The 23,406-nt window shown below is 70.3% G+C and carries 22 protein-coding genes and 4 tRNA genes; 18 read left to right on the forward strand and 8 right to left on the reverse strand.

The features are described from left to right. Positions 1-28 precede the first annotated feature (28 nt). The 4 genes from IEZ24_RS06585 to IEZ24_RS06600 form a co-directional block, all read right to left on the reverse strand. Positions 29-331 carry an urease subunit gamma gene (locus tag IEZ24_RS06585; RefSeq protein WP_129453800.1) on the reverse strand — a complete coding sequence of 101 codons (303 nt, stop codon included), beginning with the start codon at positions 329-331 and terminating at the stop codon, positions 29-31. Positions 332-490: 159 nt separating this feature from the next. Then, positions 491-565: transfer RNA gene (locus tag IEZ24_RS06590), tRNA-Val, on the reverse strand. Between the two features lie 20 nt (positions 566-585). Beyond that, positions 586-656, reverse strand: a tRNA-Cys gene (locus tag IEZ24_RS06595). Between the two features lie 34 nt (positions 657-690). Next, a tRNA-Gly gene (locus IEZ24_RS06600) sits at positions 691-763 on the reverse strand. A 138-nt stretch (positions 764-901) separates the two neighbouring features. Between IEZ24_RS06600 and IEZ24_RS06605 the strand changes: the two genes are divergently transcribed. The 12 genes from IEZ24_RS06605 (at position 902) to pyk (ending at position 15,389) form a co-directional block, all read left to right on the forward strand. Further along, positions 902-1,732 (forward strand): aminotransferase class IV, encoded by an 831-nt coding sequence (locus IEZ24_RS06605; protein WP_129453801.1) that lies wholly within the window; start codon positions 902-904, stop codon positions 1,730-1,732. Continuing rightward, positions 1,729-2,094 (forward strand): phosphoribosyl-AMP cyclohydrolase, encoded by a 366-nt coding sequence (hisI, locus tag IEZ24_RS06610; protein ID WP_129453802.1) that lies wholly within the window; start codon positions 1,729-1,731, stop codon positions 2,092-2,094. The genes IEZ24_RS06605 and hisI overlap by 4 nt, the downstream gene beginning before the upstream one ends. After that, the gene (locus IEZ24_RS06615) at positions 2,087-2,683 is read left to right on the forward strand and encodes a Trp biosynthesis-associated membrane protein (RefSeq protein ID WP_129453803.1); all 597 of its coding nucleotides are present in this window, start codon (positions 2,087-2,089) and stop codon (positions 2,681-2,683) included. Before hisI ends, IEZ24_RS06615 begins: the two co-directional genes overlap by 8 nt. 101 nt (positions 2,684-2,784) lie before the next feature. Next, a complete protein-coding gene (locus IEZ24_RS06620) occupies positions 2,785-2,985 on the forward strand; it encodes an HGxxPAAW family protein (RefSeq protein WP_129453804.1) in 201 nt (66 codons plus the stop codon). Positions 2,986-3,063: 78 nt separating this feature from the next. After that, positions 3,064-3,861: an indole-3-glycerol phosphate synthase TrpC gene (trpC, locus tag IEZ24_RS06625; RefSeq protein WP_129453805.1), complete on the forward strand. Its 798-nt coding sequence runs from the start codon at positions 3,064-3,066 to the stop codon at positions 3,859-3,861. Between the two features lie 23 nt (positions 3,862-3,884). Then, a complete protein-coding gene (trpB, locus tag IEZ24_RS06630) occupies positions 3,885-5,168 on the forward strand; it encodes a tryptophan synthase subunit beta (protein WP_207206720.1) in 1,284 nt (427 codons plus the stop codon). After that, positions 5,165-5,971 (forward strand): tryptophan synthase subunit alpha, encoded by an 807-nt coding sequence (gene trpA / locus IEZ24_RS06635; protein WP_129453807.1) that lies wholly within the window; start codon positions 5,165-5,167, stop codon positions 5,969-5,971. The genes trpB and trpA overlap by 4 nt, the downstream gene beginning before the upstream one ends. Next, positions 5,958-6,569 (forward strand): SCO family protein, encoded by a 612-nt coding sequence (locus IEZ24_RS06640; RefSeq protein ID WP_129453808.1) that lies wholly within the window; start codon positions 5,958-5,960, stop codon positions 6,567-6,569. Before trpA ends, IEZ24_RS06640 begins: the two co-directional genes overlap by 14 nt. Before the next feature lie 8 nt (positions 6,570-6,577). Further along, on the forward strand, positions 6,578-7,555 hold the full coding sequence (gene lgt / locus IEZ24_RS06645; protein ID WP_318151915.1) for a prolipoprotein diacylglyceryl transferase: 978 nt from the start codon (positions 6,578-6,580) through the stop codon (positions 7,553-7,555). A 158-nt stretch (positions 7,556-7,713) separates the two neighbouring features. Beyond that, positions 7,714-12,264, forward strand: coding sequence for a glutamate synthase large subunit (gene gltB / locus IEZ24_RS06650; protein ID WP_129453809.1), 4,551 nt, complete (start codon positions 7,714-7,716; stop codon positions 12,262-12,264). 59 nt (positions 12,265-12,323) lie between these two features. Continuing rightward, on the forward strand, positions 12,324-13,793 hold the full coding sequence (locus IEZ24_RS06655) for a glutamate synthase subunit beta (protein WP_129453810.1): 1,470 nt from the start codon (positions 12,324-12,326) through the stop codon (positions 13,791-13,793). A gap of 147 nt (positions 13,794-13,940) precedes the next feature. After that, positions 13,941-15,389, forward strand: a complete 1,449-nt coding sequence (gene pyk / locus IEZ24_RS06660) for a pyruvate kinase (RefSeq protein ID WP_129453811.1) — start codon at positions 13,941-13,943, stop codon at positions 15,387-15,389. Positions 15,390-15,505: 116 nt separating this feature from the next. Here pyk and IEZ24_RS06665 read toward each other — a convergent pair whose 3' ends face one another. From IEZ24_RS06665 to IEZ24_RS06675, 3 genes are all read right to left on the reverse strand, one after another. Further along, positions 15,506-15,706 (reverse strand): hypothetical protein, encoded by a 201-nt coding sequence (locus IEZ24_RS06665; protein ID WP_129453812.1) that lies wholly within the window; start codon positions 15,704-15,706, stop codon positions 15,506-15,508. 309 nt (positions 15,707-16,015) lie between these two features. Then, the gene (locus IEZ24_RS21600) at positions 16,016-16,402 is read right to left on the reverse strand and encodes a hypothetical protein (protein WP_224744929.1); all 387 of its coding nucleotides are present in this window, start codon (positions 16,400-16,402) and stop codon (positions 16,016-16,018) included. A 395-nt stretch (positions 16,403-16,797) separates the two neighbouring features. Further along, positions 16,798-16,870 (reverse strand) — tRNA-Leu (locus IEZ24_RS06675). Positions 16,871-16,910: 40 nt separating this feature from the next. Between IEZ24_RS06675 and IEZ24_RS06680 the strand changes: the two genes are divergently transcribed. The 6 genes from IEZ24_RS06680 (at position 16,911) to IEZ24_RS06705 (ending at position 22,584) form a co-directional block, all read left to right on the forward strand. Continuing rightward, positions 16,911-17,561: an ANTAR domain-containing response regulator gene (locus tag IEZ24_RS06680; protein WP_129453814.1), complete on the forward strand. Its 651-nt coding sequence runs from the start codon at positions 16,911-16,913 to the stop codon at positions 17,559-17,561. Positions 17,562-17,714: 153 nt separating this feature from the next. Further along, positions 17,715-18,875 carry a branched-chain amino acid ABC transporter substrate-binding protein gene (locus IEZ24_RS06685; protein WP_129453815.1) on the forward strand — a complete coding sequence of 387 codons (1,161 nt, stop codon included), beginning with the start codon at positions 17,715-17,717 and terminating at the stop codon, positions 18,873-18,875. 105 nt (positions 18,876-18,980) lie between these two features. Next, positions 18,981-19,970, forward strand: a complete 990-nt coding sequence (locus IEZ24_RS06690; RefSeq protein WP_129453816.1) for a branched-chain amino acid ABC transporter permease — start codon at positions 18,981-18,983, stop codon at positions 19,968-19,970. Beyond that, a complete protein-coding gene (locus tag IEZ24_RS06695; RefSeq protein WP_224744930.1) occupies positions 19,967-21,100 on the forward strand; it encodes a branched-chain amino acid ABC transporter permease in 1,134 nt (377 codons plus the stop codon). Before IEZ24_RS06690 ends, IEZ24_RS06695 begins: the two co-directional genes overlap by 4 nt. Beyond that, complete coding sequence (locus IEZ24_RS06700; protein ID WP_129453817.1) at positions 21,093-21,875, forward strand: ABC transporter ATP-binding protein; 783 nt, start codon at positions 21,093-21,095, stop codon at positions 21,873-21,875. The genes IEZ24_RS06695 and IEZ24_RS06700 overlap by 8 nt, the downstream gene beginning before the upstream one ends. 1 nt (position 21,876) lies before the next feature. Beyond that, positions 21,877-22,584, forward strand: a complete 708-nt coding sequence (locus IEZ24_RS06705; protein ID WP_455429460.1) for an ABC transporter ATP-binding protein — start codon at positions 21,877-21,879, stop codon at positions 22,582-22,584. A 70-nt stretch (positions 22,585-22,654) separates the two neighbouring features. Here the strand turns inward: IEZ24_RS06705 and IEZ24_RS06710 are convergent, their stop codons facing one another. Next, positions 22,655-23,404, reverse strand: a complete 750-nt coding sequence (locus tag IEZ24_RS06710; protein ID WP_129453888.1) for an amino acid ABC transporter ATP-binding protein — start codon at positions 23,402-23,404, stop codon at positions 22,655-22,657. Positions 23,405-23,406: the final 2 nt, after the last annotated feature.

Here is a 23,406-nt window from a genome sequence, read left to right on the forward strand (position 1 = left end):
GTCTCCTCCTGTCTCGGGTCGGTGGGCGTCAGGCGATGGGGTGGTGGAGCGTGACGAGCTTGCGACCGTCCGGGAACGTGGCCTCCACCTGCACGTCGGTGAGCATCGACGCGACCTCGGGCATCACCTGGTCACGGCTGAGCACGTGGCGCCCGGTCTCCATGAGGTCGGCCACGCTCGCCCCCTCGCGCGCCCGCTCGATGACCCAGGTGCTCAGCAGCGCCACGGTCTCCGGGTGGTTCAGCCGCACGCCCCTGTCGAGACGGTCGCGCGCGACCATGCCGGCGACGGCGAGCAGGAGCTTGTCGGTGTCGGCGGGTGTCAGGTGCATGGTGACGGTGAACCTAGGGAGCGCGCGTTTCGGGGCACCACCGAGTCGCGTTAACTCGGTGTTACGTCGTTGCCGGGAGGAACGTCGGCCGTGGAACTCCCGCCGGCCGGCTGACCCGGCAACGACGAAGGCCCCGCATCGCTGCGAGGCCTTCGGTGGTGGTGGGCGATACTGGGTTTGAACCAGTGACCTCTTCCGTGTCAAGGAAGCGCGCTACCGCTGCGCCAATCGCCCGTGTTGAGTTGTGTCGTGCGAGGTGGGTACGGGATTTGAACCCGTGTAGACGGATTTGCAGTCCGTTGCCTCGCCTCTCGGCCAACCCACCGTGGAGGCCCACGTGTGTATGGGAGACCCCTCAGAGCGGACAACGAGACTCGAACTCGCGACCTCAACCTTGGCAAGGTTGCGCTCTACCAACTGAGCTATGTCCGCCTGCATTTCGTGGCCGTTTCACCGGCCCCGAGTGCGAGTGGAACAGTAGCCCATGGCCGACGCGGCGCCAAAATCGGCCCCCCGGACCGCGTGTCCGGCCCGGTTCCGGCGGGGGTCCTCGGCCCTAGAGTGACGCCCATGCGCGCATGGCTGAACGGCACCCTCCTGACCGACCCGACGCAGGGTGCGGTGGCCGTCACCGACCACGGCTTCACGGTGGGCGACGGGGTCTTCGAGGCGGTCAAGACCCTCCATGGCGAGCCGTTCGCGCTGACCCGGCACCTCGCGCGCCTCGAGCGCAGCGCCGCTGGGCTCGGACTCCCGGCGCCCGACCTCGCGGACGTACGCCGCGGCGTCGCCGCGGTCCTCGCCGACGGCGCGACCGGCGACCCGATCGGGCGCCTGCGCATCACCTGGACGGCCGGGCCCGCGCCGATGGGCTCGGGCCGCGGCGGGGGACCGGCGACGTTGGTCGTGGCCTACAGCGCCATCGACGTCGCGGCGAGGGAGACGACGGTCGTGACCGTCCCGTGGACCCGCAACGAGCACGGCGCCACCGCGGGCCTGAAGACCACGTCGTACGCCGAGAACGTCATCGCGCTGGCCCACGCGCAGGCCCACGGCGGGACCGAGGCGATCTTCGCCAACACCGCGGGCGACCTGTGCGAGGGCACCGGCTCCAACGTCTTCTACGTCCTCGACGGCGAGCTGCGCACCCCGAGCCTGACCGCCGGCTGCCTCGCCGGGATCACCCGCGAGCTGGTCGTCGAGTGGTGCGGCGCACGCGAGGTCGACGAGCCGCTGGCCGACGTGCGCGAGCGGGCGAGCGAGGCGTTCCTCGTGTCCACCACGCGGGACGCCCAGGCCATCGCCCGGTGGGACGACCGCGAGCTGCCCGCCCGCGGGCCGGTCACGCAGCGGTGTGCGGAGACGTGGTCCGCCCGCGAGGCTGAGACGATGGATCCGTGAACCCCACCTCCGGCTCCGGACTGGACCCCGCGATCTCCGCTCGCCTGCGCCACACCGCCGAGGGCCTCGTGCCCGTCGTCGTGCAGCAGCACGGCTCCGGTGAGGTCCTGATGCTGGCGTGGGTCGACGACGAGGCGCTCGGGCGCACGATCGCCACGGGGCGGGCGACCTACTGGTCCCGCTCGCGCCGCGAGTACTGGGTCAAGGGCGACACGTCCGGCCACGTGCAGTGGGTCAAGGAGGTCCGGCTCGACTGCGACGGCGACACGCTCCTCTTCGTGGTCGACCAGGTCGGTGCCGCCTGCCACACCGGCGACCACACCTGCTTCGACGCCGACCTGGTGCACCGGGTCGATGGCTGAGCCGGTCGAGCGGCCGCGAACACCCCGCCGCACGTTCGGACCCGTCGTCGCGCTCGGCCTCGCCTCCGCGGCGCTCGGTGCGTACGCCGCCAGCAAGCCCTGGGTCGCCGGGACAGGAGACGAGTCGGCGCCGGGCGTCGCCACGATGACGTGGGGCGAGGTCGCCTCCTCCCCGCTCGGCACGGCCCTGGCGTTCGTCGTCCTCGCCTGCTGGGGAGTCCTCCTCGTCACCCGCGGCCGCTTCCGGCGCGCGGTCGCCGGCCTCGGCGTGCTCGCCGCGCTCGGCTACGCCGCGACCGTCGCGTGGGCGCCGTTCAGCCTGCCGGAGCACCTGGTCGAGCAGGTCCGCGTCCGGACCGGGAGCGTGCTCGACGAGACGTCGCTCACGGGCTGGTTCGGGCTCGCGGTGGTCGCCGCGCTCCTCGTGCTGGCGTCCACCGTCCTCGCGCTGCGCCTCGTCCGGACGTGGCCGGAGATGGGCAGCCGGTACGACTCGCCCGCCGGCGCGCGCGAGGCGTCCACGGCGGAGCCCACCGAGAACATCGACATCTGGAAGGCGCTCGACGAGGGTCGCGACCCCACGGCCTGACCCACGGCCCGACCCACCGCCGGGCACCACCTCGACCACCGCTCGACGGCACCGCCTAGACTTCGCCGCGCACCCGCCGACCCGACGAAGGAGCACCCACGATGGCTGCAGGCCACGGAAACACCCCCGCTGCTTGGACCGCGGTGTCGGTCGCGATGCTCGGCTTCGTGGTGGGCAGCGTCGCCCTGCTCCAGGTGCCCACCAAGATGACGCTGCTGTGGATCGGCATCATCATCGCGGTCGTGGCGTTCCCGCTGTTCCTCGTGCTCTCCAAGCTCGGCTTCCACTCCTCCGACCACTGAACCGGCCGGTCGGTCCTGCGCCGTCCGTCCACTGGCACCGGTCCCGCCGGGGCTGGGGCCGGGTGAGAGGCTGATCCCATGCCTGCGACCGGTTCCGTGCTCGACGACATCGTCGCCGGCGTACGCGAGGACCTCGCGCGCCGCGAGGCCGCGCTCCCGCTGGGCGAGCTGCTCGCCCACCTCGCCGACGCCCCCGCCCCGCGTGACCCGATGCCGCACTTCCGGGCGCGTGGCTCGAGCGTCATCGCCGAGGTCAAGCGCCGCAGCCCCAGCAAGGGCGCCCTCGCCGACATCCCGGACCCGGCGGCCCTCGCCGGGGCCTACGCGCGGGGCGGTGCCGCGGCGATCTCGGTGCTCACGGAGGAGCGCCGGTTCGGCGGCAGCCTCGACGACCTCCGGGCCGTGCGCGCCGCGGTCGAGACGCCGATCCTGCGCAAGGACTTCATCGTCGAGACCTACCAGCTCGTCGAGGCCCGCGCCGCCGGTGCCGACCTCGCGCTGCTGATCGTCGCCGCCCTCGACGACGACACCCTGCGCCGCCTGCACGACGAGGCCGGCGAGCTCGGGCTGACCGTCCTCGTGGAGGTCCACGACGAGGCCGAGACCGAGCGTGCGCTCGCCCTCGACGCCGAGCTCATCGGCGTCAACAGCCGCAACCTCAAGACCCTCGAGGTGGACGCCGACGTCTTCGGCCGCCTCGCCCCCCAGATCCACGCCGACGTCGTCAAGGTCGCCGAGAGCGGCATCGGCGGCGTCGCCGACGTCGAGCGCTTCGTCTCCGAGGGAGCGGGCGTCGTGCTGGTCGGCGAGGCACTGGTCAAGGACGGCGACCCCGAGTCCGCCGTACGAGCAATGACAGGAGTGACTGCACCGTGAGCGTGAGCGTGCCCAGTGGCCCGATGAGGTACGAGGCCGACGAGCGCGGCTACTTCGGCGAGACGTGGGGCGGGCGGTTCATGCCCGAGGCCCTCGTCGCCGCGCTGGACGAGCTGACCGAGGCCTGGCGCGAGGCCATGGCCGACGACGCCTTCGTCGCCGACTTCGAGCGGGTGCTGCGCGACTACGCCGGCACCCCGAGCCGGCTCTACCACGCCGAGCGGCTCTCCGAGCTGGTCGGCGCCCGCGTGCTGCTCAAGCGCGAGGACCTCAACCACACCGGCGCCCACAAGATCCGCAACGTGCTCGGCCAGGCGCTGCTGACCAGGCGCATGGGCAAGACCCGCGTCATCGCCGAGACCGGTGCCGGGCAGCACGGCGTCGCGAGCGCCACCGCCGCCGCATGGTTCGACCTCGACTGCACGGTCTACATGGGTGCGGTCGACACCCGTCGCCAGGCGCTCAACGTCGCCCGCATGCAGCTCCTCGGCGCCAAGGTCGTGCCCGTCGAGTCCGGCAGCGCGACGCTGAAGGACGCGATCAACGAGGCGCTGCGCGACTGGGTCGCCAGCGTCGACCACACCGCCTACCTCTTCGGCACGGCCGCCGGCCCGCACCCGTTCCCGAGCATGGTCCGCGACTTCTGCCGCGGCATCGGCGACGAGGCCCGCGCCCAGTGCCTCGAGCAGTACGGCGTGCTGCCGGACGCCGTCGCGGCGTGCGTCGGCGGCGGGTCCAACGCCATCGGCCTGTTCACCGCGTTCCTCGAGGACGAGGGCGTCGAGATCCACGGGTTCGAGCCCGGCGGCGACGGCGTCGAGACCGGCCGGCACGCCGCGACCATCCACGCCGGCGAGGCGGGGGTCCTGCACGGCGCCCGCACCTACGTCCTCCAGGACGAGGACGGCCAGACCGTCGAGTCGCACTCGATCTCGGCCGGCCTCGACTACCCCGGCGTCGGACCGCAGCACTCGTGGCTGTCCGCCGCCGGGCGCGCGACGTACACCCCCGTGACGGACGCGCAGGCGATGGAGGCCATGGCCCTGCTGAGCCGTACGGAGGGCATCATCCCGGCCATCGAGTCGGCCCACGCCGTCGCGGGCGCCCTCGACGTCGCCAAGCGGCTCGGCCAGGAGAGGGGTCCCGACGCGACGGTGCTGATCAACCTGAGCGGTCGCGGCGACAAGGACATGGGCACCGCCATCGAGTGGTTCGGGCTCGGCGACGCAGAGGAGGGCCCGGAGGCGGACCTGGAGCAGGTGGAGGCGGACGCCGCGACCGGCCCGGACACGGAGGCGCAGCAGTGACGTCCACGAGCACCGCCTTCGCCACGGCGCGCGAGGAGGGCCGGGCAGCGCTCGTCGGCTACCTCCCCGCCGGCTATCCCACCGTCGAGGGCTCGATCAGGGCCCTCCGGACGATGGTCGAGGCCGGCTGCGACGCGATCGAGATCGGCCTGCCCTACAGCGACCCGGTGATGGACGGCCCCACCATCCAGGCCGCCGCGCAGGCGGCGCTCGACGGCGGCGTACGCACCGCGGACGTCCTGCGCGTCGTCGAGGCCGTCGCGGAGACCGGTGTCCCGACCCTCGTGATGACCTACTGGAACCCGATCGAGCGCTACGGCGTGCAGCGGTGGGCGGCCGACCTGGCCGCCGCTGGTGGAGCGGGCATGATCACCCCCGACATCACCCCCGACCACGGCGGTGAGTGGATCGCCGCCGCCGACGAGCACGACCTCGACAAGGTGTTCCTCGTCGCGCCGAGCTCCACCGACGAGCGGGTCGCCATGACGGCCCGGGAGAGCCGTGGCTTCGTCTACGCGGCCGCCGTCATGGGCGTCACCGGGGCCCGCGAGTCGAGCTCCGACCTCGCCGGTCCTCTGGTCGCGCGCGTGCGTGCCGGCGGCGACGTCCCCGTCGCGGTCGGCATCGGCGTCAGCACCGGCGACCAGGCCGCCGAGGTCGCGGCCTACGCCGACGGCGTGATCGTCGGCTCCGCGTTCGTCCGGTGCCTGCTCGACCACGAGGGCGACGAGGCCGCCGGGCTCGACGCCCTCCGAGCCCTCACCACCGACCTCGCCGAGGGCGTACGCCGTGCGCGGTCGTAGGGCACTGGGTTCGCTCGCGCTGCTCGCGCTCCTGACCGCATGCGGCGGCGGTGCGACGGGCTCGAGCGACGCCATGGAGCTGACCGGCACCCCGCTGGACCCGCCGGCACAGGTGGTCGCGACGCCCCTCGTGGACACGGCGGGCGAGCCCTACAGCCTCGTCGACGACACCGACAAGGACCTCACGCTCGTCTTCTTCGGCTACACCAACTGCCCCGACGTCTGCGGGCAGGTGATGGCCACGCTCGCCGGGACCCTCGCGCGGCTCGACGACAGCGAGAAGGAGCGGCTCGACGTGGTCTTCGTGACCACCGACCCGGCGCGGGACGACGAGGCGGTCGTGGAGGACTACGTCAGCGCGTTCGACCCCGGCATCATCGGGCTGACCGGAGACCTCGACGACATCGTCGAGGTCGGCAAGAGCCTCTACGTCGGGGTCGACAGGGGCGAGAAGCTCCCCAGCGGCGGCTACGACGTCACGCACGGCACCCGGGTGATGGCCATCGACGCCGACGACCAGACCCCGATCATGTGGGACCACGACGTCTCGCAGGCCCAGCTGGCCCACGACGTGCTCATGTTGCTCGACGAAGGATGATGCTCCCCATGTTCTCGATGGTCTCCCTGCCGGCACCGCTCGTGACGCTGATGTCCATCCCGAGCCCCGCCGACGGCGTGTGGAACCTCGGTCCCGTCCCGATCCGTGGCTACGCCCTGAGCATCATCCTCGGCATCGCGCTCGCGATCTGGATCGGCGAGCGCCGCTGGGTCGCGCGCGGCGGCACGGCGGGCGAGGTCAGCGACCTGGCGATCTGGGCGGTGCCCTTCGGCCTCGTCGGCGGCCGGCTCTACCACGTGATCACCGACTGGGAGCTCTACTTCGGCGAGGGCCGCAACCCCGTCACGGCGCTGTACGTGTGGCGCGGGGGCCTCGGCATCTGGGGAGCCGTGGCCCTGGGCGCCGTCGGTGTGTGGCTGGGCGCCCGCTCGCGTGGGATCAGGCTGCTCCCGCTCCTCGACGCCCTTGCGCCCGGCGTGATCGTGGCGCAGGCGGTGGGTCGGTGGGGCAACTGGTTCAACCAGGAGCTCTACGGCCGCCCCACCGACCTGCCGTGGGCCCTGGAGATCGACGTCGCCCACCGTCCTGCCCAGTACCTCGACGTGGCGACCTACCACCCGGCCTTCCTCTACGAGTGCCTCTGGAACCTCGCCGCGTTCGCCGTGCTGATCTGGGCCGACCGCCGCTTCCGCCTCGGCCACGGCCGGGTGGTCGCGCTCTACGTGATGCTCTACACCGCCGGGCGCGGCTGGATCGAGAACCTGCGCATCGACGACGTGCAGATGGACGACGTCCTCGGCCTGCGGCTCAACGTGTGGACCTCCATCGTGCTGTTCGTCCTCGCCGCGGCCTGGTTCGCGTGGTCCGCGCGCCGGCATCCCGGTCGCGAGGAGACGGTCCGCACCCGCGAGCCGGACACCGACCCGGACGCCGAGTCGGACACCGAGCACGAGGACCGGTCGGACGCCGGGTCGGACTCCGGGTCGGACGCCGACAGAGAGCAGTCCACCGGTCCCACGGCCTGACACGTCGTAGGCCACCGGCACGCGCCGGTGATAGGTTCCGTTCTGCTCGGGCCAACGTCGTCCCCAGCCTCGAACCGCACTGCGCGGAAACACCCACCCCCCGTGACCTGCCAGCCGTTCGCGCTGGCGCGCCGGGACGACGACGGGAGAATGCCTCCATGCACGCATTCCCGCCGAGCCAGGGTCTCTACGACCCTCGCCACGAGAAGGACGCCTGCGGTGTCGCCATGGTGGCGACCCTGACCGGTGAGGCCAGCCACGACATCGTGGCCAAGGCGCTCACCGCCCTGCGCAACCTCGACCACCGCGGCGCTGCCGGCGCCGAGGTCAACTCCGGTGACGGCGCCGGGATCCTGATGCAGGTGCCCGACGCGTTCCTGCGCGAGGTGACCGCCGAGCTCGGCTTCGAGCTGCCGCCCGCCCGGGCGTACGCCGTGGGCACCGCGTTCCTGCCCGGCGACGCCGAGGCGGTGGCGGCCACCCGCCGGCGCATCGAGGAGATCGCCGACGAGGAGGGCCTCACGGTCCTCGGCTGGCGCGAGGTCCCGGTCGACGACTCGACGCTCGGCGCCACCGCCCGCAGCGTGATGCCCGCCTTCGCCCAGCTCTTCGTGGCCGGCAAGGGCTCCCGGGTCACCGGCATGGCGCTCGAGCGCCTCGCCTTCTGCCTGCGCAAGCGCGCCGAGTCCGAGACCGACGTCTACTTCCCGTCGCTGTCGGCACGGACCCTCGCCTACAAGGGCATGCTCACCACCGACCAGCTCGACCAGGTCTTCCCCGACCTGACCGACGAGCGCGTCGCGTCGGCGATGGCCGTCGTGCACTCGCGCTTCTCCACCAACACGTTCCCCAGCTGGCCGCTCGCGCACCCGTTCCGGTTCATCGCCCACAACGGCGAGATCAACACCGTCATGGGCAACCGCAACTGGATGCGCGCCCGCGAGGCGCTGCTGCAGAGCGACCTGATCCCGGGCGACCTCGAGCGGCTCTTCCCGATCTGCACCCCCGGCGCGTCCGACTCGGCGTCGTTCGACGAGGTGCTCGAGCTGCTGCACCTCGGCGGCCGCTCGCTGCCGCACGCCGTGCTGATGATGATCCCCGAGGCGTGGGAGAACCACCGCGAGATGGACGCCAAGCGTCGGGCGTTCTACGAGTTCCACTCCATGCTCATGGAGCCGTGGGACGGCCCCGCCTGCGTGGTGTTCACCGACGGCACCCAGATCGGCGCCGTGCTGGACCGCAACGGACTGCGGCCCTCGCGCTACTGGGTCACCGACGACGGCCTCGTCGTGCTGGCCTCCGAGGTCGGCGTGCTCGACCTCGACCCCGCCACGATCGTGCGCAAGGGCCGGCTCCAGCCCGGCAAGATGTTCCTCGTCGACACCGACGAGCACCGCATCATCGAGGACGAGGAGATCAAGGGCCAGCTCGCCGCCGAGCACCCCTACGACGAGTGGCTGCACGCCGGCCTGGTCCACCTCGACGACATCGACGACCTCGAGCACGTCGTCCACACGCACGCCTCGGTGACGCGCCGCCAGCAGATCTTCGGCTACACCGAGGAGGAGCTGCGCGTCCTGCTGAGCCCGATGGCCAACACCGGCGGCGAGGCGCTCGGGTCGATGGGCACCGACACCCCGATCGCGGCCCTCAGCGAGAAGCCCCGCCTGCTGTTCGACTACTTCTCCCAGCTGTTCGCCCAGGTGACCAACCCGCCGCTCGACGCCATCCGCGAGGAGCTGGTGACGTCGCTGGCCGGGTCCATCGGTCCCGAGGCCAACCTGCTCGAGCCGACCCCGGCCTCGTGCCGCCAGATCGTGCTGCCGTTCCCGGTCTTCTCCAACGACGACCTGGCCAAGATCCGTCACATCAACCGCAACGGCGACATGCCCGGCTTCCAGGTGCACATCGTCCGCGGCCTCTACGACGTCGAGGGCGGGGGAGCGGCGCTGGAGGCGCGGCTCGACGAGCTCTGCGCCGAGGTCTCCGCGGCCATCGCCGACGGCGCCCGGATCATCGTGCTCTCCGACCGCCACTCGACCGCGGAGCTCGCGCCGATCCCGTCGCTGCTGCTCACCGGCGCGGTCCACCACCACCTCGTGCGGGAGAAGACCCGTACGCAGGTCGGTCTCCTCGTCGAGGCCGGCGACGTCCGCGAGGTGCACCACGTGGCGCTGCTGGTCGGCTACGGCGCCGCCGCGGTCAACCCCTACCTCGCCATGGAGTCGGTGGAGGACCTCGCTCGCGAGGCCTACTACGTCAAGGTCGACCCCGAGAAGGCCGTCGCCAACCTGATCAAGGCGCTCGGCAAGGGCGTGCTCAAGGTGATGTCCAAGATGGGCGTCTCGACGGTCGCCTCCTACACGGGCGCGAAGATCTTCGAGTCCGTGGGGCTGTCCCAGGCGGTCATCGACCGCTACTTCAGCGGCACCACCTCGAAGCTCGGCGGCATCGAGCTCGACACGATCGCCGAGGAGGTGGCGCGCCGCCACGCGACGGCCTACCCCCGTGGTGGCATCGCCCCCGCCCACCGTGAGCTGGCGATCGGCGGCGAGTACCAGTGGCGCCGTGAGGGCGAGCCCCACCTGTTCGACCCCGAGACGGTCTTCCGCCTCCAGCACTCCACCCGCACCGGCAGCTACGACATCTTCAAGCAGTACACCGACCGGGTGAACCAGCAGTCCGAGCGCCTGATGACGCTGCGCGGGCTGTTCACCTTCAAGGACGGCGTGCGCGAGCCCATCGACATCGACGAGGTCGAGCCGGTCTCGGAGATCGTGAAGCGCTTCTCCACCGGCGCCATGTCCTACGGCTCGATCAGCCAGGAGGCACACGAGACCCTGGCGATCGCGATGAACCGGCTGGGCGGCAAGTCCAACACGGGCGAGGGCGGCGAGGACCCTGACCGCCTCTACGACCCCGAGCGGCGCTCGTCGATCAAGCAGGTCGCGTCGGGCCGCTTCGGCGTGACGTCGGAGTACCTCACCAACGCCGACGACATCCAGATCAAGATGGCGCAGGGAGCGAAGCCCGGTGAGGGCGGCCAGCTGCCCGGCCACAAGGTCTACCCGTGGGTGGCCAAGACCCGGCACTCCACCCCGGGCGTCGGCCTGATCAGCCCGCCGCCGCACCACGACATCTACTCCATCGAGGACCTGGCGCAGCTGATCCACGACCTCAAGAACGCCAACCCGGCCGCGCGCATCCACGTGAAGCTCGTGTCCGAGGTCGGCATCGGCACGGTCGCGGCCGGCGTCTCCAAGGCGCACGCCGACGTGGTGCTGGTCTCCGGCCACGACGGCGGCACCGGCGCGTCGCCGCTCACCTCGCTCAAGCACGCGGGCGGTCCCTGGGAGCTCGGCCTCGCCGAGACCCAGCAGACGCTCCTGCTCAACGGGCTGCGCGACCGGATCGTCGTGCAGGCCGACGGCCAGCTCAAGACCGGGCGCGACGTGGTCATCGCGGCACTGCTCGGCGCGGAGGAGTACGGCTTCGCCACCGCTCCGCTGGTCGTGAGCGGCTGCATCATGATGCGGGTCTGCCACCTCGACACCTGCCCGGTGGGCGTGGCCACGCAGAACCCGGTGCTCCGCGAGCGCTACAGCGGCCAGGCCGAGTACGTCGTGAACTTCTTCGAGTTCATCGCCCAGGAGGTCCGCGAGCTGCTGGCCGAGCTCGGCTTCCGCACCCTCGACGAGGCGATCGGCCAGGTCGGCATGCTCGACGTGGCCAGCGCGGTCGACCACTGGAAGGCCGCAGGCCTCGACCTCACGCCGATCCTGCACCAGGCCTCGGCCCACGGTGAGTTCGGCCAGTTCGAGGACCAGGACCTGCGCAACACCAAGACGCAGGACCACGGCCTCGACAAGGCGCTCGACAACGAGCTCATCGCCATCGCCGCACCGGCGCTGGAGTCCGGGGAGCCCGTACGCGCCCAGGTCGCGGTCCGCAACGTCAACCGCACGGTCGGCACGATGCTCGGCCACGAGGTCACCAAGCGCTACCGCGGCGAGGGACTGCCCGACGGCACGATCGACATCACCCTGACCGGCTCGGCCGGCCAGTCGTTCGGTGCGTTCGTGCCTCGCGGGGTGACCCTCCGGCTGGAGGGCGACGCCAACGACTACATCGGCAAGGGCCTGTCGGGCGGCCGCCTCGTGGTCCGGCCCGACCGGGCCGCCACGTTCGAGGCGTCGGAGCAGATCATCGGTGGCAACACCATCGGCTACGGCGCCACGTCCGGCCAGATCTTCCTCAGCGGTCGCGTCGGCGAGCGGTTCTGCGTACGAAACTCGGGTGCGGTGGCCGTCGTCGAGGGCGTCGGCGACCACGGCTGCGAGTACATGACCGGGGGAGTGGTGGTCGTGCTCGGCCCTACCGGGCGCAACTTCGCGGCCGGCATGTCCGGCGGCTACGCCTTCGTGCTCGACCTCGACGAGCAGCGGGTCAACCCCGAGCTGGTCGAGCTCTCACCGGTCACGGGCAAGGCCGCCGACGAGCTCAAGGCACTGGTCGAGCAGCACGCGGAGGAGACCGGCTCCGCCGTCGCCGCCGCGCTCCTCGCTGACTGGGACTCCTCGCTGGCGCGCTTCACCGAGGTCATGCCCAGCGACTTCAAGCGCGTGCTCGAGGCCCGCGAGGAGGCCCTCGAGGACGGCCTCGACGAGGAAGAGGCCGCCGCCCGGATCATGGAGGTCCTCCATGGCTGAGCGCGCAGCGATCACGACCACGACCGACCACCGCGTACTGGCGAAGAAGGTGAACCAGCATGGCTGACCCCAAGGGATTCCTGAAGCACGGCCGCGAGGTCGCCTCGCGCCGCGACGTCGCCGAGCGGGTCAAGGACTGGAACGAGGTCTACCCCGACGGCATCGGGCGCGCCCTGCTCCCGATCATCAACACCCAGGCCGGGCGCTGCATGGACTGCGGCATCCCGTTCTGCCACCAGGGCTGCCCGCTGGGCAACATCATCCCGGAGTGGAACGACCTGGTGTGGCGCGACGACTGGGACGGCGCGATGGACCGCCTCCACGCGACCAACAACTTCCCCGAGTTCACCGGTCGCCTCTGCCCGGCGCCGTGCGAGACCGCGTGCGTCCTGGGGATCAACCAGGACCCGGTGACCATCAAGAACGTCGAGGTCTCGATCATCGACCGCGCGTGGGGCTCGGGCTACGTCCGGCCGGAGCCGCCGGAGTGGCTCTCGGGCAAGACGGTCGCGGTCATCGGGTCGGGCCCGGCCGGGCTCGCGGCCGCCCAGCAGCTCACCCGGGCCGGGCACACCGTCGCGGTCTACGAGCGCGCCGACAAGATCGGCGGGCTGCTGCGCTACGGCATCCCCGAGTTCAAGATGGAGAAGAAGCACCTCGACCGGCGCCTCGACCAGATGCGCCGCGAGGGCACCGTCTTCCGGGCCGGCGTCGACGTCGGCGGCGACCTGACCGGGGACAAGCTGCTCGACCGCTATGACGCGGTGGTGCTGGCGATGGGCGCGACCGACGCGCGGGACCTGCCGGTGCCCGGCCGCGACCTGGCCGGCATCCACCAGGCGATGGAGTTCCTGCCGCAGGCCAACCGCGCGTCGCTGGGCGAGCCCCCGACGACCGACGGCTCGGAGCAGATCGTCGCCACCGGCAAGGACGTCGTCATCATCGGCGGCGGTGACACCGGCGCCGACTGCCTCGGCACCTCGATCCGCCAGGGCGCGAGGTCCATCACGCAGCTCGAGATCATGCCGCAGCCCGGCGCTGACCGCCCGGAAGGGCAGCCGTGGCCGACGTACCCGATGACCTTCAAGGTCTCCTCTGCCCACGAGGAGGGCGGCGAACGCGTGTACGCCGTGTCGACGCAGGAGTTCCTCGGTGACGACGACGGCAACGTCTCCGCGCTGCGGCTGGTCGAGGTCGACGCGAAGTTCCAGCCGATAGAGGGCACCGAGCGGGAGATCCCGGCCCAGCTGGTGCTGCTGGCCATGGGCTTCGTCGGCCCGGAGAAGCCGGGTCTCGTCGAGCAGCTCGGCGTGGAGCTCGACGACCGGGGCAACGTCAGGCGCGACGAGTCGTACGCCGCGTCCGTGCCGGGCGTCTACGTCGCCGGCGACGTCGGCCGCGGCCAGTCGCTGATCGTGTGGGCGATCGCCGAGGGTCGCAGTGCGGCCGCATCGGTGGACGCCTACCTCACCGGATCGACCACGCTCCCCGCGCCGATCAAGCCGCACGAGCGCCCGCTGGTCGTCTGACCCGCCCGTCCGGCCCAGCAGCCGCTGTGACGCCGGGTCGGTGCTCGTCCCACCCATGCTCGACGGGGGTGGCCACAGGCACCGACCTGGCGGCACAGCTGGCGGACGGTTGCTTGGATCGTTCCAATGTCCGCTAGGGTTGGGCCCGTGCGTAGAGCAAAGATCGTCTGCACCCTCGGCCCCGCGGTGAACACCCCGGAGGGGATCCGGTCACTCGTCGAAGCAGGCATGGACGTCGCCCGGCTCAACATGAGCCACGGCGCGTACGCCGACCACGAGGCCGTCTACCGGCTGGTCCGCCAGGCCTCTGACGACACCGGCCACGCGATCGGCATCTTCGCCGACCTGCAGGGGCCCAAGATCCGTCTGGAGACCTTCGCCGACGGACCGGTGAAGCTCAAGCGAGGCGCGGAGTTCACCATCACCACGCGCGACGTCGAGGGCACCGCCGAGGTCTGCGGCACGACCTACAAGGGCCTGCCCGGTGACGTGAAGGCCGGCGACCCGCTCCTCATCGACGACGGCAAGGTGCGCCTCAAGGTGCTCTCCGTCGACGACACCGACGTGGTCACCGAGGTCGTAGTGGCCGGCAAGGTGTCCAACAACAAGGGCATCAACCTGCCCGGCGTCGCCGTGTCGGTGCCGGCGCTCTCCGAGAAGGACACCGAGGACCTGCGGTGGGCGCTCAACCTGGGCGTCGACTTCATCGCCCTCAGCTTCGTGCGCAACGCCCGCGACGCCGAGGACGTGCGCGACGTGATGCGCGAGGAGGGGATCTTCGTCCCCGTCATCGCCAAGATCGAGAAGCCGCAGGCCATCGAGAACATCGACGAGATCGTCGACGCCTTCGACGGCATCATGGTGGCGCGCGGCGACCTCGGCGTGGAGTGCCCGCTCGAGGACGTGCCGATCCACCAGAAGCTCATCATCGACAAGGCCCGTCGCTACGCCAAGCCCGTCATCGTGGCCACGCAGATGCTCGAGTCGATGATCAGCTCGCCCGCGCCGACGCGCGCCGAGGCGAGCGACGTGGCCAACGCGGTGCTCGACGGCGCCGACGCCGTGATGCTGTCGGGCGAGACGAGCGTGGGGGAGTACCCCGTCGTCGCCGTGCAGACCATGGCCCGCATCGTGGAGTCGACCGAGGACCACGGCCTGAGCCACATGGCGGCCGTCGCGTGGAACCCGCAGACCCGCGGCGGCATCATCGCCAAGGCCGCGGCCGAGGTCGCGGAGCGGGTGGGCGCGAAGTACGTCGTCGCGTTCACCGTCAGCGGCGACTCGGCGAAGCGCCTCTCGCGCTACCGCGGACCGATCCCGATCCTCGCGTTCACCCCCGAGCCCCGGACCCGTTCGCAGCTCGCGCTGACGTGGGGCATCGAGACGTTCCTCGGCGCCGACGTCGAGCACACCGACGAGATGGTCCGACAGGTCGACGAGGCGCTGCTGGACATCGGTCGCGTCGAGAAGGGCGACCTGGTCGTGATCATCGCCGGCAGCCCGCCCGGCATCCCCGGCTCGACCAATGCGCTCCGCATCCACCGCATGGGTGACGCGATCGACGGGGCCGCGCCGGCGTACCGACGTCCGCGCTGATCGAGCGGTCGCAGAACGGCATCGCCCCCGACCGCGCCGTGCGGTCGGGGGCGAACTGCGATCACTGCAGTCGCCGGTGTCGCCGGCGGGTGATCACCCGGCTGCCGGGGCCGCGATCAGCGCCGGTACTGGCTGCATGCGTACGACATGCTTCCGACCTTGCAGTTGCCGCGGATCCACTCGTGGGTTCGTCCGGCCTTGCGGGCGTAGTGCGACTCGTTTCCCTCGAGCTTGTACTGGAGGTTGAAGTAGCGGGTGTCATAGATGTAGATCACTCCCCACACGCAGTCGTAGATCTCCTTCTGGTAATCGCTCATGTTGTAGGCGTCGCTCCTCCAGTCATGGCATCGCCAGACCTGCCCAGAACCGACTTGCGCGTTCGCGGGCGCTGCAACAGTGAGAGGCGTCAGAAGCGCGCCGAGGAGAGAGACGATCAGCAAGACCGTGCGCTGGAACCGAGACATTTGGTGCTCCTTGTCCGAGATTGGAGGCTAGACCTTCTCCGACTCTCGGGGTCATCAACAGCGCCGTTGGAACCGGTCGTGACCGCTACCTAAGTCCGGCTAGCCCGATGAGGGACGAGGGTGCTACGGGCGTGGTCACCTTGTCCCACGGGTCCAGTCTGATCACTCCTTCACGCCGATGAGCTCGTCGAGGCGCGCGACGGCGTCCTTCCGGGACACCGAGACGACTCGCGCTCCCGAGCGGCGCCACGGCACCTCCACGAGGTCCAGCGCCCAGGTGCACAGGCCGAGGATGTCCTCGGAGGCGTTGACGAACTGCCACCTCGGGTAGTCGTAGCGCTTCTTCTCGCCGCTGACCACACGTGTCGCCCAGTTGTTCACCCGGCACCCGTCGGAGTGGAAGAGGCCGCGGAGGAAGTCCGCGGGGAAGGCCCTCACGACCTCGCGCTGCCACTCCTCCAGGACGATCGCCCGCTCGTGCTTGCGACCCGGTCCGTGCTGGGGGAACAGGCAGGGCCAGTGCTTCCAGTTGCTCTGGACGACGATCACGCCCGGTGCCCGTATGTGGGAGACCACGGAAGCCGGGCGGACGAGGCGAAGCGCACGCGACACGTCCGTGATGGTTCCGGGCAGCCGGGCGTCGCACGACACACGGATCGTGGTGTGCCGCCTGTAGGTGGAGATGCCTCCATCGCCCAGGTAGAAGCCGAGGAGTGCTGCGTAGGGGGAGCCCGTTGAGGGACTCGCTCCGAGGCACCGACAGCAGTCGGTGGGTCCGGCTCCGATGGACGCCGCCCAGGACCGGATCGTCGACCGGGCCACGCCCGTTGCCCGACTGGTCGCGCTCAGGCTGGCTGAGTCGCCCAGCAGCCGGAGGGCTTCGATGCGAACTGGTGCCTCGTGCACGTCGCCACGATGTCAACGACCACCGACACCGGCTCAGGTGCCCCGGGTGAGATTCGAACTCACACTGGATGGTGTTTGAGACCACTCTCTCTGCCGTTGGAGTACCGGGGCTGAATCGGCTCCGAAACCCTATCCGACTAGCCTTGCCGACGTGACGCAGCCCGCCGACCAGCCCGAGCCCACGCCCGCCGCGCGACCCGACGACGGCATACGCCGTGTCGTGATCGCCGAGGACGAGGCCCTCATCCGCATGGACCTCGCCGAGATGCTCGGCGAGGAGGGCTACGAGGTCGTCGGGCAGGCCGGGGACGGCCAGAAGGCCGTCGAGCTGGCGCGCGAGCTGCGGCCAGACCTGGTCATCCTCGACGTCAAGATGCCCGTCCTCGACGGCATCGCCGCGGCGGAGGCGATCGCGGGCGAGCGGATCGCGCCGGTCGTGATCCTGACGGCGTTCTCGCAGCGTGACCTCGTCGCCAGGGCGCGCGACGCCGGCGCGATGGCGTACCTCGTCAAGCCGTTCCAGCGCGGTGACCTGGTGCCCGCGATCGAGATGGCCGTGAGCAGGTACGCCGAGATCGCGGTGCTGGAGCGCGAGGTCTCCGACCTCCAGGAGTCGCTCGCCACCCGCAAGTCGGTCGACCGCGCCAAGAGCGTGCTCCAGGAGAAGCTCGGGCTGAGCGAGCCCGACGCGTTCCGCTGGATCCAGAAGACCGCGATGGACCTGCGCCTGTCGATGAAGCAGGTGGCCGACGGGGTCGTGGAGCACGGCGTCGCCGGACTGGGTGCCGACGGGCCTTCCTGACGCGCCGCGTTTCCGGTGCAGACCACTTGGTCACGAAACGGCAACGGCACGAACCTGCGTGCGCTCAATCGTGTCCCGTGCCACATTCCGAGTGTTAGGTTCCGGGCACGAGGCTGCCGAGGTGGACAGCCCACTTAGAACTACGGAGGGTCCATGATCCGCTCATCCAAGTCCTGGCAGGCCGTCGCGGTCGCGGCGGTGGCCGGTTTGGTGCTGACCGCCTGTGGCACGACCGAGGACGGCGGCGACGAGGGAGGCAGCGGCGGTGGCGGCGGCGAGGCCGCCTGCGACCTGAAGCTCGCCTTCTTCGGCCCCGAGACGGGCCCCGCGGCCGGTCTCGGCAAGCCGATCATCCAGGGTGCCGAGCTGGCCGTCTCGCAGTACAACGAGGACGCCGACTGCGAGGTCGAGCTGGTCAACTACGACTCGCAGGGCTCGCCCGACGAGGCCCCCGCCCTGGCGACCGAGATCGCCGGCGACGAGTCGATCATCGGCGTCGTCGGTCCCGCCTTCTCCGGTGAGTCCGCGGCCGCCGGCCCGATCTTCGCCGAGGCCGGTGTCCCGACGGTGAGCCCGTCGGCCACCAACCCCGCGCTGTCCGAGAACGGCTGGGACACCTTCCACCGCGCGCTCGGCAACGACGCGACCCAGGGCCCGGCTGCCGCGGCCTACATCAAGGACACGCTGCAGGCCAAGAGCACCTACGTCATCGACGACGCCTCCGAGTACGGCGCCGGCCTGGCCGGCATCGTCGAGGAGGACCTCGGCGCCGACGCCGTGGCCGGCTCCGACACCATCCAGGTCGGTGACACCGACTTCGCCGCGACCGTCTCCAAGGTCGTCGACTCCGAGGCCGACGCGGTCTTCTTCGGTGGCTACTACGCCGAGGCGACGATCCTCATCGGTCAGCTCCGCCAGGGTGGCTTCGAGGGCACGTTCGTCGTGGCCGACGGCGTGAAGGACCCGGCCTACCTCGACGCCGGGGACGCAGCCGAGGGCACCATCATCACCTGCCCGTGCATCCCCGACACCGACCCGGCCGTGGCCGACTTCGCCAGCGCCTACGAGGAGGAGTTCGGCGAGGCCCCCGGCACCTACGCCGCCGAGGCCTACGACGCCGCGACGATCTTCCTCGACGGCATCGGCGACGGCATCGGCGACCGCGAGGCCATGCTCGAGCACGTCAACGGCTACGACGAGGCCGGCATCACCAAGCAGCTCTCGTTCGACGAGACCGGCGAGCCTGCCGACGTGAAGGTCTACGCCTACAAGGTCGAGGGCGGCGAGATCGTCTCCGAGGGCGAGATCGGCTGACAGACAGCCGACCGTCACAACAGGCAACAGGCGCGGCCGGGGACGACCTCCCCGGCCGCGCCACTGTCCAGATCCGATGGCTGACCCCCGGCCAGGAGGCCTTGCGTGAACTTCGAGTTCTTCTTCAACAACCTGCCCGGACTGACACTGTCCGGGCTGGCGTTCGGCGCGATCTACGCGCTGATCGCGCTGGGCTACACGATGGTCTACGGCGTGCTGCAGCTCATCAACTTCGCGCACTCCGAAGTGTTCATGTACGGCACCTTCGCCATGCTGTGGACGGTGATGGCGCTCGGTGGTGCCGACGCCAACGGCGTGGAGCTGATCGCGATCCTCCTCGCCTCGCTGCTGGCGGCCATGGCGATGTCCGCAGTGATCGCGCTCGTCCTCGAACGGGTCGCCTACCGTCCCCTGATCAAGCGCAACGCCCCTCGCCTGATCGCGCTCATCTCCGCCATCGGCGCGAGCTTCGTGCTCGCCGAGCTGATGGGCCTGCGTGACCGGGTCGCAGGGTGGGTCGGTCTCGACGACGACCTCTCCGACTACGTCGGCAAGGCCCGCATCAACAACAGCATCGCCGGCGTCGTCGACGCGCCCCGCTGGGAGGTGGCGGGCATCATCGTGTCGAGCATCGACCTGCTCGTCATCTTCTCCGCCGTCGCGATGATGGTCGTCGTCGACCAGTTCGTGCGCCGCTCCAAGCTGGGAAAGGGCATCCGTGCCACGGCCCAGGACCCCGAGACCGCCTCCATGATGGGCGTCAACCCGACGCGCACCATCCAGATGACCTTCCTCATCGGCGGCCTGATGGCCGGCGTCGCGGCCTTCCTCTACATGCTCAAGATCGAGACGACCAAGTTCGACGTGGGCTTCCTGCTCGGCGTCAAGGCCTTCACCGCCGCCGTCCTCGGCGGCATCGGCAACCTGCGCGGAGCACTGCTCGGCGGACTCGTGCTCGGTGTCGCCGAGATCTGGGGGTCGGCCCTGCTCGGTACGGAGTGGCGCCACGTGGTCGCCTTCGTCCTGCTGGTCGTCATCCTTCTCTTCCGACCCACCGGACTGCTCGGTGAGTCGCTCGGAAAGGCACGCGCATGAGCAAGCTCAAGCTGTCACTGTCGAAGCTCCCCAAGCCGGTCAAGATCGCGATGTGGGTGCTCCTCGCGATCCTCGCCTACGCGCTGCCGCTGCTGGAGCCACCCTTCATCACCACCCCGGGCGTCGACTTCGGTGGCGTCCTGTTCGTGGTGACCATGTACATGCTGGTGGCGCTCGGCCTCAACATCGTGGTCGGCTACGCCGGGCTCCTCGACCTCGGCTACGTCGGCTTCTACGCCGTCGGCGCCTACACCGCAGCGATCCTCACGTCGTTCCACGCCAACTGGCCGCTCCTCTTCGCTCTCCCGATCGCGGTGCTCGCGAGCACGATCTCGGGCGTTCTGCTCGGTGCACCGACCCTGCGGGTCCGCGGCGACTACCTCGCCATCGTGACGCTCGGCTTCGGCGAGATCATCCGTCTGGTCGCGGTCAACACCGAGTGGCTGGGTGAGCGCAAGGGCATCAGCAACGTCGCCCGCCCGCCGAGCGTGGGCGGCACCGAGGGCCTGTTCGAGATCCCGCACCTCTACTGGGGCGACGGCACGGTGCTGATCGACACGCAGGACACCACCAAGTTCCTCGTGTTCGGCGTGCTCGACCAGATCCCCTACTACTGGCTGGGTCTCACGGTCGTCATCATCATGCTGTTCGCCGACTACCTCATCAAGAACAGCCGGGTCGGCCGTGCCTGGGAGGCGACGCGTGAGGACGAGGACGCCGCGGAGCTGATGGGCGTGCCCACCTTCCGCTTCAAGCTCCTGGCCTTCGCCACCGGTGCCTTCATCGGGGGTCTCGCCGGTGCGCTCTACGCCAGCCGGCAGAACTTCATCAACCCCGACTCGTTCCTGCTGCTCTTCTCGATCCTGTTCCTGGCCGCGGTCGTGGTCGGTGGGCAGGGCAACCGCTGGGGCGTCCTCGTCGGTGCGACCCTCGTGGCGTACCTGCCACAGCGCTTCCGCGAGTTCGACGACTTCCGCGTGCTGGTGTTCGGACTCGCCCTGGTGGCGCTGGCGATCCTGCGCCCGGAGGGTCTCTTCCCGCCGAGGCGGACCGTGCGCGCCAAGCAGCTGGAGCAGGAGCTCGAGGAGCTCGAAGTAGGCACTGACGGAGAGGAGAAGGCGCATGCCTGACACACCCATCCTCGAGGTGGACCAGTTGACGCTGAGGTTCGGCGGCCTGACGGCGCTCGACAACGTCAGCTTCGACATCAAGGAGGGCGAGATCCTCGGCCTCATCGGCCCCAACGGCGCCGGGAAGACGACCTGCTTCAACGCCATCACGGGGGTCTACAAGCCGACCTCCGGGACCATCCGGTTCAACGGTGAGTCCCTGGCCGGCAAGAAGCGCTTCGAGATCACGCAGGCCGGGATCGCCCGTACGTTCCAGAACATCCGCCTGTTCCCCACGATGACCGCGCTCGAGAACGTGCTGGTCGGCGCGGACGCGCAGCACACCACCGGCATGTTCAGCGCGCTGTTCCGGCTGCCGAAGCACCGCCGCGAGGAGGCTGCCGGCCACGACCGGGCCATGGAGCTGCTGCGCTTCATGGGCCTGGCCAAGCAGGCCGACGAGCTGGCGGCGAACCTCTCCTACGGCGATCAGCGACGTCTGGAGATCGCGCGCGCCATGGCGACGCAGCCCAAGCTGATCTGCCTCGACGAGCCGGCGGCCGGCTTCAACCCGCAGGAGAAGCGGATCCTGATGGACCTGATCCGCAAGGTCCGCGACCGGGGGTTCACCGTGCTGCTCATCGAGCACGACATGCGCCTGGTGATGGGCGTGACCGATCGCATCGTGGTGCTCGAGTTCGGCAAGAAGATCGCCGAGGGTGCACCGGCGGAGATCCGCGACAACCCTGCGGTCATCGCCGCCTACCTCGGAGTGGAGGAAGAAGATGCTTCTTGAGGTGGAGGGGCTGTGTGTCAACTACGGGCACATCGAGGCCATCCGTGACATCAGCTTCAGCGTGCCCGAGGGGAGTGTCACGACCCTGATCGGCGCCAACGGCGCAGGGAAGACCACGACGCTGAAGACCCTCTCGGGCATCCGCAAGGTGCGGGCCGGCTCGGTGAAGTTCGACGGCAAGGACATCACCCACGCGGCGCCGTACGAGCGGGTCAAGCTCGGCATCAGCCAGTCGCCCGAGGGACGTCGCTGCTTCGTCGGCATGAGCGTGCGCGAGAACCTCGACATGGGTGCCTTCGTGCGCAACGACCGCAAGAGCAAGGCGTACCAGGAGGACATGGACCGGGTGCTGACGCTCTTCCCGCGCCTGTCCGAGAGGATCAACCAGTCCGCCGGCACCATGTCGGGTGGCGAGCAGCAGATGCTGGCGATCGGGCGTGCCCTCATGGCCCGGCCCCGGCTGCTGCTGCTCGACGAGCCGTCGATGGGCCTGGCGCCCAAGCTCATCGCGCAGATCTTCTCCATCATCAAGGAGATCAATGCGCAGGGCACCACGGTGCTGCTGGTCGAGCAGAACGCCGCGCAGGCGCTCAAGGCCGCCGACGACGCCCACATCCTCGAGACGGGCGAGATCGTCCGCTCGGGCAAGGGCAGCGAGCTCGCCGGGGACGACTCGGTGAAGGCCGCCTACCTCGGCGGGGACATCTGAGTCGACGCCGACGCGCTCACGCAACAGGGCCCAGCCGATCCGGCTGGGCCCTGTGCATGCACCGACTCGGTCACAGCACCTTGGACAGGAACGCCTGGGTCCGCTCCTGCTGCGGGTTGGCCAGCACCTCGCGCGGGTCGCCCTCCTCGACGATGACGCCGCCGTCCATGAAGACCAGCTTGTCGCCCACCTCGCGGGCGAAGCCCATCTCGTGGGTCACGACCATCATGGTCATGCCCTCGCCGGCGAGGGTCTTCATCACCTCGAGCACGTCGCCGACGAGCTCGGGGTCGAGCGCAGAGGTCGGCTCGTCGAAGAGCATCATGTCGGGGTCCATGGACAGGGCACGAGCGATCGCCACGCGCTGCTGCTGGCCACCCGACAGGTGCGCGGGGTAGACGTTCTCGCGACCGCTCAGCCCGACCTTCTCGAGGTTGGCCCGGGCGACCTCGACGGCCTCCTTCTTGGAGCGCCCCTTCACCTTCTGCTGCGCCACCGTGAGGTTGCGCAGCACGTTCATGTGGGGGAAGAGGTTGAACTGCTGGAAGACCATGCCGATGCGCGAGCGAACGGCGTCGAGGTCGGTCTCGGGGTCGATGATGTCGACCCCCTCGACCAGGATCTGGCCGCTGTCGGGCTCCTCGAGGCGGTTGACGCAGCGCAGCAGCGTCGACTTGCCCGAGCCCGACGGGCCGATCACGCACACGACCTCGCCGTTGTCGACGTGGAAGTCGATGCCCTTGAGGACCTTGTTGGACCCGAAGGACTTGTGCAGGTCGCGGATCTGGATGGCGGGAGCCGCCTGGGCGCTCGTGGTCATGG

The sequence above is a fragment of the Nocardioides ganghwensis genome (assembly GCF_014779655.1).
Taxonomy (GTDB): Bacteria; Actinomycetota; Actinomycetes; order Propionibacteriales; family Nocardioidaceae; genus Nocardioides; species Nocardioides ganghwensis.

Excerpts from the sequence above, each read along its gene's own strand:
- IEZ24_RS06585 (WP_129453800.1), bottom strand. The coding sequence starts at position 331 with ATGCACCTGACACCCGCCGACACCGACAAGCTCCTGCTCGCCGTCGCC.
- IEZ24_RS06605 (WP_129453801.1), top strand. The coding sequence starts at position 902 with ATGCGCGCATGGCTGAACGGCACCCTCCTGACCGACCCGACGCAGGGT.
- IEZ24_RS06615 (WP_129453803.1), top strand. The coding sequence starts at position 2,087 with ATGGCTGAGCCGGTCGAGCGGCCGCGAACACCCCGCCGCACGTTCGGA.
- IEZ24_RS06620 (WP_129453804.1), top strand. The coding sequence starts at position 2,785 with ATGGCTGCAGGCCACGGAAACACCCCCGCTGCTTGGACCGCGGTGTCG.
- trpC (WP_129453805.1), top strand. The coding sequence starts at position 3,064 with ATGCCTGCGACCGGTTCCGTGCTCGACGACATCGTCGCCGGCGTACGC.
- trpB (WP_207206720.1), top strand. The coding sequence starts at position 3,885 with ATGAGGTACGAGGCCGACGAGCGCGGCTACTTCGGCGAGACGTGGGGC.
- lgt (WP_318151915.1), top strand. The coding sequence starts at position 6,578 with ATGTTCTCGATGGTCTCCCTGCCGGCACCGCTCGTGACGCTGATGTCC.
- gltB (WP_129453809.1), top strand. The coding sequence starts at position 7,714 with ATGCACGCATTCCCGCCGAGCCAGGGTCTCTACGACCCTCGCCACGAG.
- IEZ24_RS06655 (WP_129453810.1), top strand. The coding sequence starts at position 12,324 with ATGGCTGACCCCAAGGGATTCCTGAAGCACGGCCGCGAGGTCGCCTCG.
- IEZ24_RS06665 (WP_129453812.1), bottom strand. The coding sequence starts at position 15,706 with ATGAGCGATTACCAGAAGGAGATCTACGACTGCGTGTGGGGAGTGATC.
- IEZ24_RS06685 (WP_129453815.1), top strand. The coding sequence starts at position 17,715 with ATGATCCGCTCATCCAAGTCCTGGCAGGCCGTCGCGGTCGCGGCGGTG.
- IEZ24_RS06695 (WP_224744930.1), top strand. The coding sequence starts at position 19,967 with ATGAGCAAGCTCAAGCTGTCACTGTCGAAGCTCCCCAAGCCGGTCAAG.
- IEZ24_RS06700 (WP_129453817.1), top strand. The coding sequence starts at position 21,093 with ATGCCTGACACACCCATCCTCGAGGTGGACCAGTTGACGCTGAGGTTC.
- IEZ24_RS06710 (WP_129453888.1), bottom strand. The coding sequence starts at position 23,404 with ATGACCACGAGCGCCCAGGCGGCTCCCGCCATCCAGATCCGCGACCTG.